This window comes from Bacillus cereus group sp. BceL062 (genome assembly GCF_051780025.1).
Classification (GTDB): domain Bacteria; phylum Bacillota; class Bacilli; order Bacillales; family Bacillaceae_G; genus Bacillus_A; species Bacillus_A toyonensis.
Map to the genome: position 1 here is coordinate 1 of NZ_JBPWGY010000017.1, position 16,288 is coordinate 16,288.

The following is a 16,288-nucleotide window of genomic DNA, read 5'->3' on the forward strand; positions in this document are numbered from 1 at the left end:
TTCTATCTCCCACACTTGCCGAAGTTGCGAAAACCAAGCTAAAGTAGGGAGTGTGGTGAATCAACGTACAAGATACTTATGTTCTCACCGTAGGGACTACGGGTAGAGCCTACTAAGATAACCGGTGGATAATCAATCGGTGTTCGCAGGAATCTCCCACTTCAAACAGTCCGTTAGGACGTTAAGTGGTGAGTAGTTCAAAAAAATAAACTTACGAAGTTGATTTTTATTGGAGTACTTAGAAATATAAGATTTTAAAACTTCTAGCCATTGTAACTATCTATTACAGGGTCATACCATAGCTGTACATGCTACATCTTTAATTAACAAATATGTAAATAATCATTATTGATTTCCATTACTTTAGAAATTTGCAATTCAAATTCTCTATTTTTCTACAGTAAGCTATCATATTTTTCATTTCAGGAAGTTTTTTATACTTATTTTCCGAACTATAACATCTAAGTATATAAAATGAAAATACATTTTCGACTTTCTAATAGACAAAAAAACTAAAAACTATCCTTATTTTTTTATAACATATGATATTTAATAAATTCATATCTCTTATGCACCTTAATTTAGGAATCGCTTTTATCCTCAATTCCTAAAAATCATATATACAACAAATCATTATAAAGAAAAGCAATACCTGGTCTTGCTGCGCGATTAGCTGGTCCATACTTCTGTAAAAGCAACAAGCACCTATACGAATCTCAATAATGAGAAGAAACGAGAAACAATTGAACGTCTAGAACAAAGACAATTCAAATATAAAATAGTAATAATTGTACAAAATCAACATTATTAAATTCACTAAAAGATCAATTAAGAAATTTGCCAATTTATCGTAATCATCAAACCATCATTTTTAATCTTCTCCATATTTCTCAAACTTTCGCTATCCAGCTTATTATTTTTTCTATAATACTCGGTTATACTGAAAATAATATCCATATTGAAGGCGGTAACTTGCTGTGTAATTTTCACATCGTAATCTTATTACTCATACTAGAAACCAAATTCATATGCTATGGCTTCTTCAACTGGAGAAGGTGTCTTTTTGTTTTCAAGGAATATAAGTACTTTAGGAACATATAATAAACTACTTCTGGTAGATGCCATTTTATACACATAGAAAGCAATTCAAATCACCACCCTGGGTTGCTGTTTCTCTTCTTTAAGTTATATAACGTGGTTCTTATGCATATATATATAATGGTTCAAGAGAAACCACGAAAAGGAGTATTCCTCCCATCCAACCAGGAATACTCTTTTTTGTATCTTGACACTTCATGACACATATAATAAAGTGTCATTCGATTTTATTCTCCTTTGACTAAACAGAGTACTCTCTAATCCAGAGTGCTCTGTTTTTATTTTCATCATATTCTTGTCTATCATTACATAAATATGATGCAGAATACCATTACGGAGATAGTATATCTTATAATTTTCTACAAACTAGTTTCTTCTCTCAGGAAGAAACTAGTTTATTGTTTTTCACTTCACATAGGCCTTATTTACTGTTATATAGTACATGTTCCCTTTACTGTTGTGTACCTTATATTGTAGCAATCCATTTATACTTACCTCTGTATCAGTTATAAACCCTTTACCTGCATTTAAAGTACCACCATCATCTTTATCTTGCCAAGATGGTGCTGAATAGAATCACAAGGTGTCCACTTTGACCACCTCGCTTCAGAATAAAAAGAGAGACTCTCATCTCTCTTTCATAGGCACATTTAAACAAGTGCTCTAAATACCCCCTTTTAATATTAGCCCGAGAACTGCCATCACTATTGCACTAATCACAATCCTTAAGATCCAAGTTGTATTTGTGCATATTTTTTCTAATTGTTTATTAATTGTTAAAATGTCTTTTTCATTAATGGTTGTACGAGTTTCTAAATTACGAAGATCTCGCATAAATTCTTTTTGTTCTGATTTGAGTCTATCAATCTTTGCATATACGTCTTCCATACATTAACACCTCTCTAAGATCTTAATAAATCAATCTTTATATAATATGGGACAATCATTGTACTGTGAATATATAAAAGCCCTTTTCCATCAAAGCAGGATTTTATAAAGATAATAAACGCCTGCTTATGCAAGCTGAACTTATAATATCTAAATTAAAAAGCTTATGGCAATATGAAAAGCGCTTCCCCTTTGAACAGCATTCACGAAAATTCCACCATCTTTGTTCAATGTAACCTCAAAAAGGTTTGTATTCACTCCTCCAGTTATCATAATAGCCGGAAACGCAATATCTTGAATAAGGCTAAATGCAACTGGAAGTGTCACAAATACTGTTACATCTTTTGCATTTCGGACTGAACCAATCACAGTAATATGTTCACCACTTCTTTTACGTTTCAAAATCCTAACAGCAACATTATCTGCTTCAGTTGTCGGGAGGTTAATCCACCCTATATCGGTTGCTTGTTTAATTGTTCCATCCGGCTTAATTCTAAAAGTCTTATTCCAATCCTAGTCAGAGCCTCCAGATGTAATACTAGGGACACATGGCCCCCATTACCATATTGGTACATTCTCCAACGCCCAGCATCGTTACCGACACCTTGAATGATACCTGAACCTAGCGAATCAAACATCGATGTTCCTTCCAAGCAGACCACGTTCCATGAGTTAACCTTTGTACGATAATACGCAAGTGACCTAACTAAGATTGTGTTTTCGGAACTTCTTATACTTCTGTTGTAATTAGCAATGACACAAAGGATCTGCCAGAAGGGTTCCGTCTAACTGTAACATTTAATATACATCCCTTTACTTCACGACTTTTGACAAATCGAACAAGAACTATTTTTGGCAATTTAACTTTATTTACTATGGCGGCAATATTTTCATTTGTTTTGTGGTATAAGGTACGTTGCTTTTCTTAGATTTGAAACGCGGGGCACTATTTTTTTTAAAAAGCGTGTATACACATCCGCAAAGTTGCGAACAGTTGTTGTTCAAAATGTGTCACTTGAATTTGTCCGTAGTCATAAGTAAATGTACCATTTCCTCCAACCAATAGACCTTCATGAAAGCTTTTTGGTATGATAGGTATTAAATTACGAATCGCCCTAGCTGACGCAAAAATCACTTGATGCCCTTCTAACTTTAATTCTTGAAGTGCCTCAATAATTTCTGTATCAATTGTTTTCTAAAGAGTTGAAACGATATATGTCACCTGATGCTTTAGAGAAATTAGCTAAAAATTTATGATTTGTTAAACGAAAAAGTAAATACCGCGCACAAGATTTAGTGGCCTTATGTACTTGGTTAAGTCAATACATAGCTCATACTTCATTGACACAACTATGCAGTCGTTTAGAAGCTAACACTCGTATTTCTATAAGTTTAGAAGGGCTGAATCAACGCTTTAATTCGCAAACTATGCAGTTTTTACAACAACTCTTAGCATATTTACTCCACCAACAATTTTGTTCCTCTAGTAAGATTCCAACTTTGTATACAAACTATTTTCGACGTATACGTGTATTAGATTTTACACATTTTCAGATTCCAGATAAATTCACTTCTACATATCAAGGTTCAGGTGGTAGCGGTCAAAATGCTGGTGTTAAAATTCAACTAGAGTATGATTTACTATGTAGTCAATTTCTACATGTTCATGTGGGATCAGGAAAGTACAATGATAAAAGGTATGATTCTACTTGTTTAACATCGCTTCAACCGAATGATGTATGTATACGTGATAACAAAGAGAAAATAGTAACAGCCAGCAACCGCAATCTTGTTTGGCTCTTTGAGGGAAATTAATTCAGGTAATAATTATTAATTTATTTCCATTTGGAATGATGAATTAATAATTATTATCTAAATCTATTCAAGCTTGAAAATTCACTAGATTGCAACATTTATTTGAATGCAACTATGCTAAAATAGTAAACGTACTGTTAATCTTTCAGCGAATGTATAATGGCCTTTGTTACGATTTAATGTATAGTTGCAAAATAAAAACCCACTACTAAAGTAGTGGGTTTTTATTTTGCAGTTAATATTTTTTAAACGACAAAGTTCTACATAATTAAAATGCAACTTACTAAAATAAATAAAGCTATATTTATTGGCTAATTTTATATAAATTAAATGATTATCTACTATTTAATTGGTTATTATACTCTTTTAATGCTTCTTTCCAATGTCTTAATGGTTTTAATCCATTCAGCATTATGCAATTTTTGCTTAACACTGAATATTTAGGTCTATTAGCTATTTGCGGGAATTCTTCCGTCGTTAATGGAATGATATTGATGTCTCTATTGAAGTCCCTAAAAAATTCAACTGCAAACTCATACCATGAACATGTTCCTTCATTTGTCACATGATATAATCCATATTGATCTGTATCTATTATTTCTTCAATAAAATTTGCTAAATCTAATGCATAGGTAGGTGAACCAAACTGATCAGATACCACGCGGACTTCACCGTAAAGACTTGCTATTTTTCCTATCTTAGCGATAAAGTGACCATCACCCTTCCCAAATATCCAAGACGTTCTAATAATAAAATGATTCTTCGTGTATTTTGTTACTAAATGTTCTCCAGCCAATTTCGTTTCTCCATATATATTTAATGGATTAGGAAGATCCTCAAGATTGTACGGTGTATGCTTTTCGCCATCAAATACATAATCCGTACTAATGTATACAAATTTACATTTTATTCTGCCTGCAGCTTGAGCGAGATACTTGGTACCTAATACATTTACTTCATATGCCAACCCTTTGTCTTTCTCTGCCCCATCTACATTTGTAAATGCTGCACAGTGTACAATTACATCTGGCTTTACTCTATCAATGTAAGAGCAAACCCTTATTTTATTTGTAATATCTAAATTGGTTCGATTCACACCATATAATTCGTGATGTGTTCTGCTGAGTACTTGCATTAAAGTTTGTCCTAGTTGTCCATCTACTCCCGTTATCAGTATCTTCATTTTAAAATACCTCATTTAATTTATGTAATTTTTAGTTAATGAAATTCACTCCCACCACGTACGGTTATCTATATACCATTTAATTGTTTGGGTGAGCCCATCATTAAATAAATATTGTGGTTTCCAACTTAATTCTTTTTTTAGTTTAGTAGAATCCATAGCGTAACGTAGATCATGTCCTAAGCGATCTGAGATAAATGTAATTTGCGATTGATCTTTATTGAGGAATTTAAGGATTTTTTGTACAATATCTAAATTTGTGTATTCATTATCTCCTCCGATATTATATATGTGCCCGTCTCTTCCACCATGAAGAACTAAATCAATAGCTACACAGTGATCCTCTACATGAAGCCAATCTCTTATATGTAATCCATCACCGTAAAGAGGGATATCTTTATTATTTAACGCAAGAGTAATTGTTAATGGTATTAATTTTTCCGTGAACTGATAGGGACCATAATTATTGGAACAACGAGTTATATTCATAGGTAAACCGTATGTCTCATGATACGCTCGTACCATTAAATCTGCACTAGCTTTACTTGCACTATAGGGACTATTAGGAGCTATTATTGAATGCTCAGTAAATGCACCTGTTTGGGATAATGTCCCATATACTTCATCTGTAGAGATTTGCACAAATTTCTTCACTTTTGCTTTATATGCTGAGTGTAATAAGGCTTGTGTACCTAATATGTTAGTTTGGACAAAGATATGAGGATTTTTAATACTTCTATCAACGTGAGATTCTGCTGCAAAATTTAATACATAATCAAATTTCTCTTTTTTAAATAATTTATCTATGAATATTTCATTTGAAATATCCCCTTTGATGAATTTATAATTCTGATTTGATGATATTTCCTTTAAATTCGATAAATTTCCTGCATATGTTAATAAATCTACATTTACAATTTGGTATTGAGGATATTTCTTCAACATGTACCGAATAAAATTACTACCAATAAATCCTGCCCCACCCGTTATTAATAATTTCAATTAAAATCATCTCCATAAACAAAGTTGACATTAGTATCTTTTAATCTAGGTAGTTTTTTATCTTTCTCTGATAAAATTGGTTGATTAGTTGGCCAAAAAATCCCTATCGTTTCATCATTCCATAGAATTCCCCCTTCATGTTTAGGTGAATAATACTCATCTACTTTATACTGGACAATAGTATTAGGTTCTGTAGTACAAAAACCATGTGCAAACCCTTTAGGAACGGTAAGTAGACGATTATTATACTCACTTAAAATTGTTCCGAACCATTGGCCATACGTTGGGGAGCCCTTTCGGATATCTACAACTACATCGTAAATAGAACCAGAAATGCAGCTCACTACCTTCATTTGGGCTTTAGGATTCAACTGATAATGCAGCCCACGTATCGTGCCTGTGTGAACAGATAATGATTGATTATCTTGTACAAAGTCTCCCTGTAAATCTAAGAGTTCAAATTTTTTCTTATTACATGTTTCAATGAAGTAACCACGCTTGTCACTGCATTTATCAAGCTCTATAATAAAAACACCATCTAATGCTGTATGAATTTTACGCATTCTTCTCTCTCCATTCATTTAAATGCTATTGATGGGCAACCTTTAATAAATATCGGCTGTATTGATTTTCCTTTACCGAATTAGCCATTTTTAATAGTTGTTGCTTTGTAATATATTTCTTTTTAAATGCAATTTCTTCTAAACAAGCTACTTTTAAACTCTGTCTTTTCTCAATTGTTTCTATAAATTGTGCAGCTTCTAATAATGATTCGTGTGTCCCTGTATCCAGCCATGCATAGCCTCTTCCTAATAATTCAACTTCTAATTCTCCCATTTCAAGATATTTTTTGTTTATATCTGTTATCTCTAATTCCCCACGATTAGATGGTTTAATGGTTTTTGCTATTTCTATCACACGTTTATCATAAAAATACAGGCCAGTTACTGCATAATTTGATTTTGGTTCCTTTGGCTTTTCCATGATATTAATCACATGCTTTTTAGAATCAAACTCTACTACTCCAAAGCGCTCTGGATCATTGACATAATAACCAAAAACTGTAGCCCCCCTTGTATTCTTAACAGCCTTTTCTAGTAATTCTGTTAGTCCATGACCATAAAAGATATTGTCGCCAAGAATTAAAGCCACATTATCATTTCCAATAAATTTCTCTGCGATAATAAATGCTTGTGCTATACCTTCTGGATAAGGCTGAACAGTATATGAAAGAGTAATTCCATATTTTGAACCATCACCTAACATTTGCTCAAATTTATTAATATCTTGTGGCGTTGAAATAATTAGAATCTCTCTTATACCCGCCAACATTAGTACTGATAAAGGATAATAAATCATGGGTTTATCATAGATAGGTAATAATTGCTTTGATACAATTTGGGTAAGGGGGTACAATCTAGTACCGCTCCCACCTGCAAGAATGATACCTTTCATGGCATTGCGCTCCTTCATAGTATTTCTGATATGCTCAATTAAGAGCATAATCTTTAAAAACCATATAGCTTATTATGCAGAAGACCACTACTTACTTAATAAAAGTGGCCTCCTACATAAATAATTAATTTAAATATTTTCCTATTACAACAGAATTATAATTACCGCCGTAAGAATATGTACTAATTAAGGCATTGCTAACCGGAGTCTTACGAGCGCTTTCTGTGACCAGATCGATTCTTCCTCTATGACTCTTTACATTTTGCGTAGCTGGAATTTCACCATCAAATGCACATATTACACTAATGAGAGAAAGAAGACCCGCAGTTGCATGTGTTTCCCCAAAGATAGATTTTGTAGCACTAACAGGAACACTATTCCCAAATGTCCGTTCTATAACTCTCTCTTCAATACGGTCAAAATATGTATGACCATTGGCGGCTGCACAAATATATTCTATCTCTTCTGGAGAAATCATCGCCTCTTGCATCGCTAAACGCATAGATTCCTCCCATGCCTTTCCTAGATGGCTTAAGTCCCCTATTTTACTATCATCAGATGTTAACCCAAATCCTTTGATTTCAGCTAAAATATTACCACTTCTGTTTAACGCCGCTTCCTCACTTTCTACAATAAAGGCAACGGTCCCTTCACCAAGTATGGTACCGCTACTATTACAATCAAAAGGTCTTATATTCTCAGTTGTTAAGTACCTTTTTATTTTTGAGTGTCCCTCTATTATTGGATCATTTACTTCATCCGCTGTTACCACAATGAACGTGTCATAATCACTGGATTGAATCATGGCGTAAGCATAGTATAGTGCACTAATACCAGAAACCCCTCCACATGAAATAGTTGAAGTAGGACCTTTTATTTTAAAGTTTAATGAAATATGTCCAGCTGCTGCGTTCATAACTGTGTTTGGAAATAATTTAGCATTGGCAGCCTTTACGCCCTCTTGAATAACAATCCGATTAAATGATTCTACCGTTCCAACTGGTCCTGTACCTGTAGCAAAAATAATTCCTATCTTGTCCCTATTACTTTTATCTATCTTTAAGTTCCCATTTTCTATCGCCATTTTCACTGACAATACTGCATGTTTGCTAATTGAATCCATCTTCCTTAATAAATTAGGATGTATTAGCTTTCGATAGTTTTGTTCTGGTATTTTCCCAGCTTGTATGCACTTAGGATTGTCATTCCACTTTTTAATCTTTGAGGTACCACTTTTCCCTTTAAACATACAATCTTTAATTTCTTTAAGATTTGAAGAATTTCCAGCAAGTCCCCCTACACCAGTAATTACGACTTTTTTTTCTTTAATTAGCGTTTCCTTTTCCGCGGATAACTCGTGGTTCTCATTGTACTTACAGAATAAAATACTTGCATTGTTCCCACCGAAAGCAAACGAATTTGATAGTACATAACTCAAATCACTTACTCTACCCATGTTAGGTACAAAATCTAGATTAAACTTTTGACTTTCAACTTCAAAGTTTATAGTTGGGGGTAAGTATCCATGTTGAATAGCAAGAATACTTGTTACCGCTTCCGCTGCCCCTGCGGCTCCTAACATATGTCCTATCATTGATTTAGTTGAAGAAACTGGTGTCTTATTTTCAGTAATTAATGTGCGAATTGCTTTTGGCTCTGATACATCATTTGCTGGTGTACCTGTACCATGTCCATTAATATAGCTTACGTCCTTAGCATCTATGTTGGCTTTTTTTAAAGCACCTCGCATGGATCTCAAAGCACCTTCTCCACCTGGATCTGGGGCCGTCTGATGATATGCATCTGAAGATAAATCGTAATCCACTACTTCAGCAAGGATATTTGCACCTCTTTCAATCGCATGATCTAATGATTCCAAAACAAGAATGGCTGCACCTTCTCCGATTACCACGCCATTACTCTTGCTGTAGGGCGATGGTGGCGTTGGTGCTAGTGCTTGTAAACTATTAAAACCACTCATTGACAATTTAGATAAGGGATCTACACCACCGGTTATCATAATATCTGCTTTGTTATTTCGAATTGTATCCAGCGCAAAACCAATTGAATTTGTACCCGCGGCACATGCATTGGAAATAATCATTTTTGGTCCTTTTATTTTTAAGTCTCGAGTAATATTGTCACAAGGGGTATGGATTGGATACTTCAAAAGTAACGTTTCATCTGCTTTTTCAATTCCATCTTTGATCCACTGTTCATGAAATTCTTCTCCGCTCAACATGCCTCCTAAAGATGTGCCTAATGATATTCCAACTCGGTATGGATTTAAGTTTTCTATTTTTAATTTTGCGTTTTCAACGGCTTCCCTTGCCGCCATGACACCTAATTTTCCACATCGATCCATATCCTTTGTTTCATCTTTAAAGAAGTAATCATCTACCTGAAGGTTTTCAATCTCTCCGCCATAATCAGTTACCATTTCAGCCATATCGATATTTTGGATTACTTTAATACCAGATTTCCCAGATTTAATATTTCCCCAAAATTCCTTTACACTATTTCCGTTTGAACAAATAATTCCCATGCCAGTCACGACGATTCGTTGATTATTCATGTTCATATGCCATCACCTTTACAGTATTTTGATTGACCATGATTTAGGTAGAATATATGGTGAGGATTGAGTATGTGCCTCATACAACGCATTTTCATTATTTTTTACATAAAATCCAATTCCTGAAACAGCAAATGGTTCCTCTAATAAAGCAATTCCGAGTCTCATGTTTAATACAGGACTTTCTTTAAGTTCAATAACTTTACCAATTAATTGTTCCTCTATAAAAATTTCATCATTAACTGTAATTTTGCTCTCTATTCCTGTCGTGAATCCCACAATTCTTTTATTTACTCCATCTTCCGATTGCTGTTCTAAGGATTCTCTTCCATAAAATTCATCTTTATAAAAATCAATAAACCATTCTAAACTAGCTTCGAAAATATTTAGTTCTTCTAAATGTTTAAATTCAAAATATGGATGTCGAATTTCTAACATTAACGTCTCTAATGTTTCCCAATCCACTTTTCTTAAGTTAATATCGTCATCTTTAAAAGAATTAATGGTTTCAACCACTATTGGTTCTAAGGATTTTTCAAACAATAATTGATAACCATACTCTGCTGTTACACCTGTTCTTGCCAATAGAATTTCCTTTCCAAATAATTGATTTAACACAAATGATTGAAATGGTAGTGATGATATTTCGAAATCTAAAAATTGTTGAGCTAATCTCCATGCATAAGGGCCTTCAAATCCAAGGAGAGAATGTGTTTGACTTATATCTATAACTTCAATGCCATTTGTCTTTTGATTTTCTAACCAAGCTAGTACAGTGTCCTTTTTATGCGGTGTAGTAATAACTGTAATAGCATCCTCATTTTTAAATAGATTAATTATATCGATTACAGACCCATCTTCTTGTAACAATAAGGTAAAGAGTGTAGTTTCTTCTTCCATAAACATAATATCTTTCGTAACTAAACGATCTAGGAACTCTACATGGTCCTCCCCTTTTACAACAATTCTTCCTGTTTCTGATAAATCTATTAGACCTATTCCGCTACGTACTGCATCATATGCTTCATTTTTTTCTTTTTGTATATTAATTTGATTACTCATGATTAAGTGCCCCCAATTCTCTCTTTATCACATCATTTATTGTCGGTAAATTACAGACATTATCTATATATAGTTGTTGCATTTTCTTTAATTTCTCAATCTCAATTTTGCTATATAACATATTGAATATTGTTTTACTGGTTTTCCTTAAATCAAATATTTCACAAGTATGCACACAATTAAAATATTCATTTTTCTCCATCAATGGAGCTAGTTCTTTATGCCAACCGTTTGGGAATACAAGAAATGGATAAAGTCCATTAGGTATTATATAATTCCATTTTTCTATAATGCTTTTTAATATAGGATTAAGGCTGTATCCTTGAGCTTTTAATTCTTCATATCCCATATGATTTACAAGGCTAATCACAGGTATTTTTCCAAATACTGCTTTTCCCATTGAACAAGATGTAATATTATCAGTGATAAATAAATCACACGATAACAATAGTTGTTCGTATTCTTCCAAATGAAGAAATGGTAGCGAAATAAATTCTATTTTACCTCCATTTTTCATAGAAACAAATTTTGTCTCATCTGAGACCCCAATTAATTTAATATTTGTTTGGTTTGGAAAGTCCTGTAGATAAAGACTTAATAATTCTTGTAATATATATTCATAACTAAACTTTGCATCATTGTACTGTTTCTTCTCCATGAGCCTCATTTTTACTAATAAGTTGGCCCATGATGATTTTGCAATCATAATTAATTTATCTTGTTCTCTACAACCAAGTTGTGCTCGTATTTTCATTTTTCTTTCTTCATCTACTTGTAAAGCCTCTTTATACAACTTGACGGAAATAATCTTCTCATTATCTTCTTTATAACTATTTACTGGACACGTTCTAATTAACTTAAATTGAGACGGAATTTTAGGTAGTTTTATCAATGACCTTTTCTTTAAGCTATTGTAGTTTGCGTTTTTAAAAAGTTTATTTTCTAATAATCTATCCTCACTACCCCAAGCCAAAGAATCAATAGAGAAACAAGGTATGTGTAGGTTTAATAGATAATCAAGATCAATAATTGGAGACTCTAAAAATAAATTATGGTAATCAGCTAAAACAATAGCATCAGGCTGAAAAGAATCAATTATTTGTTTAATAACCTCTTTTTGTCTTAGCCCCTTTGTTAGTGATGTAACATTTGCTACAGATTTACTGGCATACCATGAGAATTTTTCGCTTGTTAAAAAATAAACTTCCCCATCTTTTTGAATTTGTTTAGCTAGGCATAAGGCATTATGTAACTCACCAATGCTGAAATGACTAGGTGCAATAAACAATATTTTCATGTCTTATTCCCCTCTACTAAAATTTGCGAAAAGTATTCACTATCAAGTAAAGTTTCTCCAACTGCAATATTAAAGCGAATATCTCCATCATTAAATTCATTCTGATTACCATATATTCCGATTTGTATCCCTTTTTTGGGCCATTCGTATATAAAACATTTTGTACTATGTGATAATGCTAAAATAGATACAAATAACCCATTAGATAATTCGAGAATTACCTTATTATCTAAATAAATCTTTCTTTGTTTGCCATTTGGTATTAACGTGTTTTGCTCTCCATTCTGCCAATAATACATCTTTTTAATTTTTGTTTTTCCTTTTTTCTCCCAGAATAAGTGAAAGACACTAGTTTTCATTTTATCTTTCTGTAGACTTTTCAATTGTATTTGTAAAACAGGTAGATCATATACAGTTGTATATTTAACTTTCCACTCATCAGATTGACAGAAAATCTGATTAATAAATTCCTTATATGTATTTTCCGTTGCTACTACTGAATGATTACTTTTATTGAGATTTATTGAATTAATGCTCAAATCTTTCCTACAATCTGGGGTATAAGAGTTAGCTGTTGGTATCATTACACCGGGTAAAAAATTATAAGAACTTAATACTGAGTTTTCTTTTAAAATCTCTTTATCTTTATACATAAATTTTGTTATTTTACTACTTTGGTCTACTTTAATTTTTAAATTTAGTACATTATTTTGAACTAGATATTCTTGTTTTTTTTCGCTATATGTTAATTTATTTTTTCCTTTAAGGAAAAGATATATTTTTTTAGTTATCGCATTTCTATTTAATTCATCTTGATACGTAAGTACGGCATAATGTGCTTTTGACCAATTAACCTTTCCACTAAATTCAAAATTAAAATTGCTTATAGATTCTATGTCTTGTATAAACAATTGTTGTTCGTAAGATGTCTGAGGGAAAAACAATGTTAATTTCCCCTTTAATATGGAAGAAAATAAGTTTTTTAGACTTCCGTGAATATGAAATTCCCCGTTTTCATTTATAATATGAAATTGGTCAGTCTCAATTGAGTACGGAATCTTATTAGATATAAATTTGGATGTATGACTAGTAAGATCGTTATAGATTTCTTCCACTTCATCTTTGCTATCATGGGAACATAAAGTATAATAGTGCGTTTTTGTTATGCATTTTTCTTTATCATTCCGTTTAAATATTACCGCGGGCATCCATCTTAATCCAAATAGGATACGCTCTATATTTCCTTTCCATATGAATCCAATATTAATATTTTGCGATTCAATCAATGTATAATTTCGCTCATACATGTTTGGATGACTAGGTAGATCGAATTGATTTACAAATTCATAGTCATGTAGTGCATATGGATACTCACCATATACCATAGGTTTAGAAACTAACCCACTCTTTAGTGGTACCGTCATTTTCGCATCATATAACATGCACCAAGGATATATCTTTATATATTTTCCTTCCTGTGCGAAATCATTTATTTGAACTATCTTATCTGACAAAAAACAAATGCTTCTCTTTAATCTTGTGGCCTCATGAATAATTTCAAAACATGAATCAGATTTTATTTCCCATGACAGCTCATTTACTTTCGGTTCTTTTACTGCATTTAAAAATGGATAATCTAGATCTGGCCATGCTTCTTTTGCCAATAATTGCTGCTTTCTAAGGTCATATATATATAAACAACCAGTACTTTTACTTATTTGTACAGTTATATACATATTTTCTAGAACTAAGTATTCTTTTGTTTCATAAACATGATTTTTCCCATGCGCATGAATCGGAATTATTTCCTTTAATTCCCCAATATTTTTATTTTGATGACTAACAGCCGAAAGTGTCATATTAGTGATACCAATTTTTTTAGGATTCAATACAATAGGATGATCCTTTATTTCACCCGGCTCTATGATACAGATTTGGTGTTTTTCTAGCGGTTTGAAATCTAGTATTTTCGAGTTTCCTTGTTGAATAAATAGTTTGTAAATTAATTTATCTAAAGAATTATTTTTTACATTAACGATACATGCAGATTCTTTTCCATTAATTAACTTAGGATAATTAGCAACATTTATTTCTAACGGATTTGCTATGGTTACTCCAAAATGAACAGTTAGTTCTAGTTCTTTTGCTTTTAACTTAGTAACAAGCTCTCCCTCAATTTCCTTAGTTACTGTTATAACTTCTTCCCACTCGTACTTTTTATTTGGGTAAAAAGTTTTCTTTAAATCAATTAAATAATCTTCCCCTATCTTCGATGTAATACTAGCTTCAATGGGATTTGAAAAATGGTTTTCATATACATAACAGATGCGAATCTTTTCTCCAACAATTAAATTGTTTCCCTCTAAAATATAACTAGTGAATCGTACTTGTTCTGTTTCTACTTCAGTAATTTTTTCACTTTTTATATCAACCCAACAATTTACATCTTTTGCTCCAAGATTAATAGCATACTTTACAACTTCAATTCCATTTCTTGTTATGGCGTTACTTTGAATAGAACGTAGGGATTTCAATCCCCTAACTGTTTTCCAACCTCTAGATAGCCATATATCTTGGTCACTTTTTGAAATAATTGGTTCAAATGCATCTAATAGATAAGTAATAACATAAGGTAAATAGCTTCTTAAATTTAAGTAGCCATCATAGTCTATATACGACCTACTTGTTTGATATAACCCCACTCTTTTATAGAGTGCCATGGCTACTTTATCTTCCGGATTTACTTCTGTATCAATATACTTAATATCTTGTTGGATAAGATTTTTAATCGCATAAGCAAATAATTTATCGGGTATATTTCCCGAACGAAATTCTGGGTGAATTAAAAAGAATCCTGCCCAGGTTCCATCTGAAGTTGCTGCTCTTTGACCTGATAAACTAGAAAATAATAAGCTGGCTATAATTTCATTTTCATATTCAGCAATTAAATATAACTGTATCTTACGCTCTCGAAATAATTGCTTGATGTCTTGTTTATTTAAGGGATATCCATATTTAATGGGACCATACTGATATTTATTATAAAAATGAGCTAATTTCTCACTATCTGCCGCTGTACACTCACGAACTTGAACATCCATACCATGGATCATATTTCCTCAACTCTTTTAGAAACTTGAATACTACCAGTAGCAACTTTCTTTTTATCTACATAAGCCGTAATTTCCACTTGTGAGATTAATCCAAGAGACCTTCCAATTTGGACATGTAATTCTAGCTGGTCTCCTGGTACTACAGGTTTTAAAAATTTCATATTACGTACAGAAACTAAATAACCCACATATGAACTCGGATCTACTTTAGGTGAACATGCACCATGTGCATCTATTTTTGCTAGTTCCCCTGTAACATAAACAACAGCTGTCATTTGTGCCAAAGCTTCAATAATTAGCACCCCAGGCATAATTGATTCATTTGGAAAATGCCCTTCAAAAAAAGGTTCACTTACAGTTACATTTTTAATACCAATTCCTCTCTTTCCTGGCTCAAGTTGAATCACTTTGTCTAAGAAAAGAAATGGCCATTTATGAGGTAAGATATTTCGGATTTGATCTGCATTTAATACCGGTCTCACTGCACATCATCCTCCCTATTTTCTTCAATAAAATCAGCAATTTTATTAATAGAACCAAGTACTGCCATATTCTCGTCATACACGGCAACTCCAAACTCCTCTTCAATCGACAGAAATAACTCTAATGCATCTAAAGAGTCAACTCCTAAACCTCTTCCGAATAATGGCTGATCATCAGTGATGTAATGCGGTTCTATTTCTAAATCTAATCGCTCAGTAATAATTTCTTTAATTCTTGTAGTTAATTGTTTTCTTTTTTCAGCAATTATTTTTGTTTCTACATACGTAAACATCTGTTTTCCCCTTTTCCTTGTTCAA

Annotated in this window: 12 protein-coding genes and 4 pseudogenes; 1 reads left to right on the plus strand and 15 read right to left on the minus strand. The window is 32.6% G+C overall.

Features of this window, described 5'->3' with window-relative positions:
• Positions 1-1,503: 1,503 nt before the first annotated feature.
• From ACS2MN_RS28095 to ACS2MN_RS28115, 5 genes and pseudogenes are all read right to left on the minus strand, one after another.
• Positions 1,504-1,674: pseudogene (locus tag ACS2MN_RS28095) on the minus strand (N-acetylmuramoyl-L-alanine amidase); the annotation flags it as partial.
• An 87-nt stretch (positions 1,675-1,761) separates the two neighbouring features.
• Entirely contained in the window at positions 1,762-1,986 is a 225-nt protein-coding gene (locus tag ACS2MN_RS28100; RefSeq protein WP_346994934.1) for a hemolysin XhlA family protein, read from the minus strand.
• Positions 1,987-2,136: 150 nt separating this feature from the next.
• On the minus strand, positions 2,137-2,388 hold the full coding sequence (locus ACS2MN_RS28105; RefSeq protein WP_346994935.1) for a hypothetical protein: 252 nt from the start codon (positions 2,386-2,388) through the stop codon (positions 2,137-2,139).
• 331 nt (positions 2,389-2,719) lie between these two features.
• A pseudogene (locus ACS2MN_RS28110) lies at positions 2,720-2,984 on the minus strand (IS200/IS605 family element RNA-guided endonuclease TnpB); the annotation flags it as partial.
• A gap of 83 nt (positions 2,985-3,067) precedes the next feature.
• Positions 3,068-3,121, minus strand: a pseudogene (locus tag ACS2MN_RS28115) (hypothetical protein); the annotation flags it as partial.
• 80 nt (positions 3,122-3,201) lie between these two features.
• Between ACS2MN_RS28115 and ACS2MN_RS28120 the strand changes: the two are divergent.
• Positions 3,202-3,738 (plus strand): annotated as a pseudogene (locus tag ACS2MN_RS28120) (IS4 family transposase); the annotation flags it as partial.
• Positions 3,739-4,135: 397 nt separating this feature from the next.
• Here ACS2MN_RS28120 and rfbD read toward each other — a convergent pair.
• The 10 genes from rfbD to ACS2MN_RS28170 form a co-directional block, all read right to left on the minus strand.
• The gene (gene rfbD, locus ACS2MN_RS28125; RefSeq protein ID WP_346994936.1) at positions 4,136-4,984 is read right to left on the minus strand and encodes a dTDP-4-dehydrorhamnose reductase; all 849 of its coding nucleotides are present in this window, start codon (positions 4,982-4,984) and stop codon (positions 4,136-4,138) included.
• Between the two features lie 45 nt (positions 4,985-5,029).
• A complete protein-coding gene (gene rfbB, locus ACS2MN_RS28130) occupies positions 5,030-5,986 on the minus strand; it encodes a dTDP-glucose 4,6-dehydratase (protein WP_346994937.1) in 957 nt (318 codons plus the stop codon).
• Positions 5,983-6,549, minus strand: a complete 567-nt coding sequence (gene rfbC, locus ACS2MN_RS28135) for a dTDP-4-dehydrorhamnose 3,5-epimerase (RefSeq protein ID WP_438894805.1) — start codon at positions 6,547-6,549, stop codon at positions 5,983-5,985. The genes rfbB and rfbC overlap by 4 nt, the downstream gene beginning before the upstream one ends.
• A gap of 25 nt (positions 6,550-6,574) precedes the next feature.
• Entirely contained in the window at positions 6,575-7,441 is an 867-nt protein-coding gene (gene rfbA, locus ACS2MN_RS28140) for a glucose-1-phosphate thymidylyltransferase RfbA (protein WP_346994938.1), read from the minus strand.
• A 124-nt stretch (positions 7,442-7,565) separates the two neighbouring features.
• Complete coding sequence (locus tag ACS2MN_RS28145) at positions 7,566-10,022, minus strand: beta-ketoacyl-[acyl-carrier-protein] synthase family protein (protein ID WP_346994939.1); 2,457 nt, start codon at positions 10,020-10,022, stop codon at positions 7,566-7,568.
• A gap of 12 nt (positions 10,023-10,034) precedes the next feature.
• Positions 10,035-11,078, minus strand: a complete 1,044-nt coding sequence (locus tag ACS2MN_RS28150) for an aminomethyl transferase family protein (protein WP_346994940.1) — start codon at positions 11,076-11,078, stop codon at positions 10,035-10,037.
• Entirely contained in the window at positions 11,071-12,375 is a 1,305-nt protein-coding gene (locus ACS2MN_RS28155) for a DUF6365 family protein (RefSeq protein ID WP_346994941.1), read from the minus strand. Before ACS2MN_RS28155 ends, ACS2MN_RS28150 begins: the two co-directional genes overlap by 8 nt.
• Positions 12,372-15,488: a GNAT family N-acetyltransferase gene (locus ACS2MN_RS28160; protein ID WP_438894806.1), complete on the minus strand. Its 3,117-nt coding sequence runs from the start codon at positions 15,486-15,488 to the stop codon at positions 12,372-12,374. Before ACS2MN_RS28160 ends, ACS2MN_RS28155 begins: the two co-directional genes overlap by 4 nt.
• A complete protein-coding gene (fabZ, locus tag ACS2MN_RS28165; RefSeq protein ID WP_438894807.1) occupies positions 15,485-15,970 on the minus strand; it encodes a 3-hydroxyacyl-ACP dehydratase FabZ in 486 nt (161 codons plus the stop codon). The genes ACS2MN_RS28160 and fabZ overlap by 4 nt, the downstream gene beginning before the upstream one ends.
• On the minus strand, positions 15,967-16,263 hold the full coding sequence (locus tag ACS2MN_RS28170; RefSeq protein WP_438894808.1) for an acyl carrier protein: 297 nt from the start codon (positions 16,261-16,263) through the stop codon (positions 15,967-15,969). The genes fabZ and ACS2MN_RS28170 overlap by 4 nt, the downstream gene beginning before the upstream one ends.
• Between the last annotated feature and the right edge of the window lie 25 nt (positions 16,264-16,288).

Excerpts from the sequence above, each read along its gene's own strand:
- ACS2MN_RS28100 (WP_346994934.1), bottom strand. The coding sequence starts at position 1,986 with ATGGAAGACGTATATGCAAAGATTGATAGACTCAAATCAGAACAAAAA.
- rfbD (WP_346994936.1), bottom strand. The coding sequence starts at position 4,984 with ATGAAGATACTGATAACGGGAGTAGATGGACAACTAGGACAAACTTTA.
- rfbC (WP_438894805.1), bottom strand. The coding sequence starts at position 6,549 with ATGCGTAAAATTCATACAGCATTAGATGGTGTTTTTATTATAGAGCTT.
- rfbA (WP_346994938.1), bottom strand. The coding sequence starts at position 7,441 with ATGAAAGGTATCATTCTTGCAGGTGGGAGCGGTACTAGATTGTACCCC.
- ACS2MN_RS28145 (WP_346994939.1), bottom strand. The coding sequence starts at position 10,022 with ATGAACATGAATAATCAACGAATCGTCGTGACTGGCATGGGAATTATT.
- ACS2MN_RS28150 (WP_346994940.1), bottom strand. The coding sequence starts at position 11,078 with ATGAGTAATCAAATTAATATACAAAAAGAAAAAAATGAAGCATATGAT.
- ACS2MN_RS28155 (WP_346994941.1), bottom strand. The coding sequence starts at position 12,375 with ATGAAAATATTGTTTATTGCACCTAGTCATTTCAGCATTGGTGAGTTA.
- ACS2MN_RS28160 (WP_438894806.1), bottom strand. The coding sequence starts at position 15,488 with ATGATCCATGGTATGGATGTTCAAGTTCGTGAGTGTACAGCGGCAGAT.
- ACS2MN_RS28170 (WP_438894808.1), bottom strand. The coding sequence starts at position 16,263 with ATGTTTACGTATGTAGAAACAAAAATAATTGCTGAAAAAAGAAAACAA.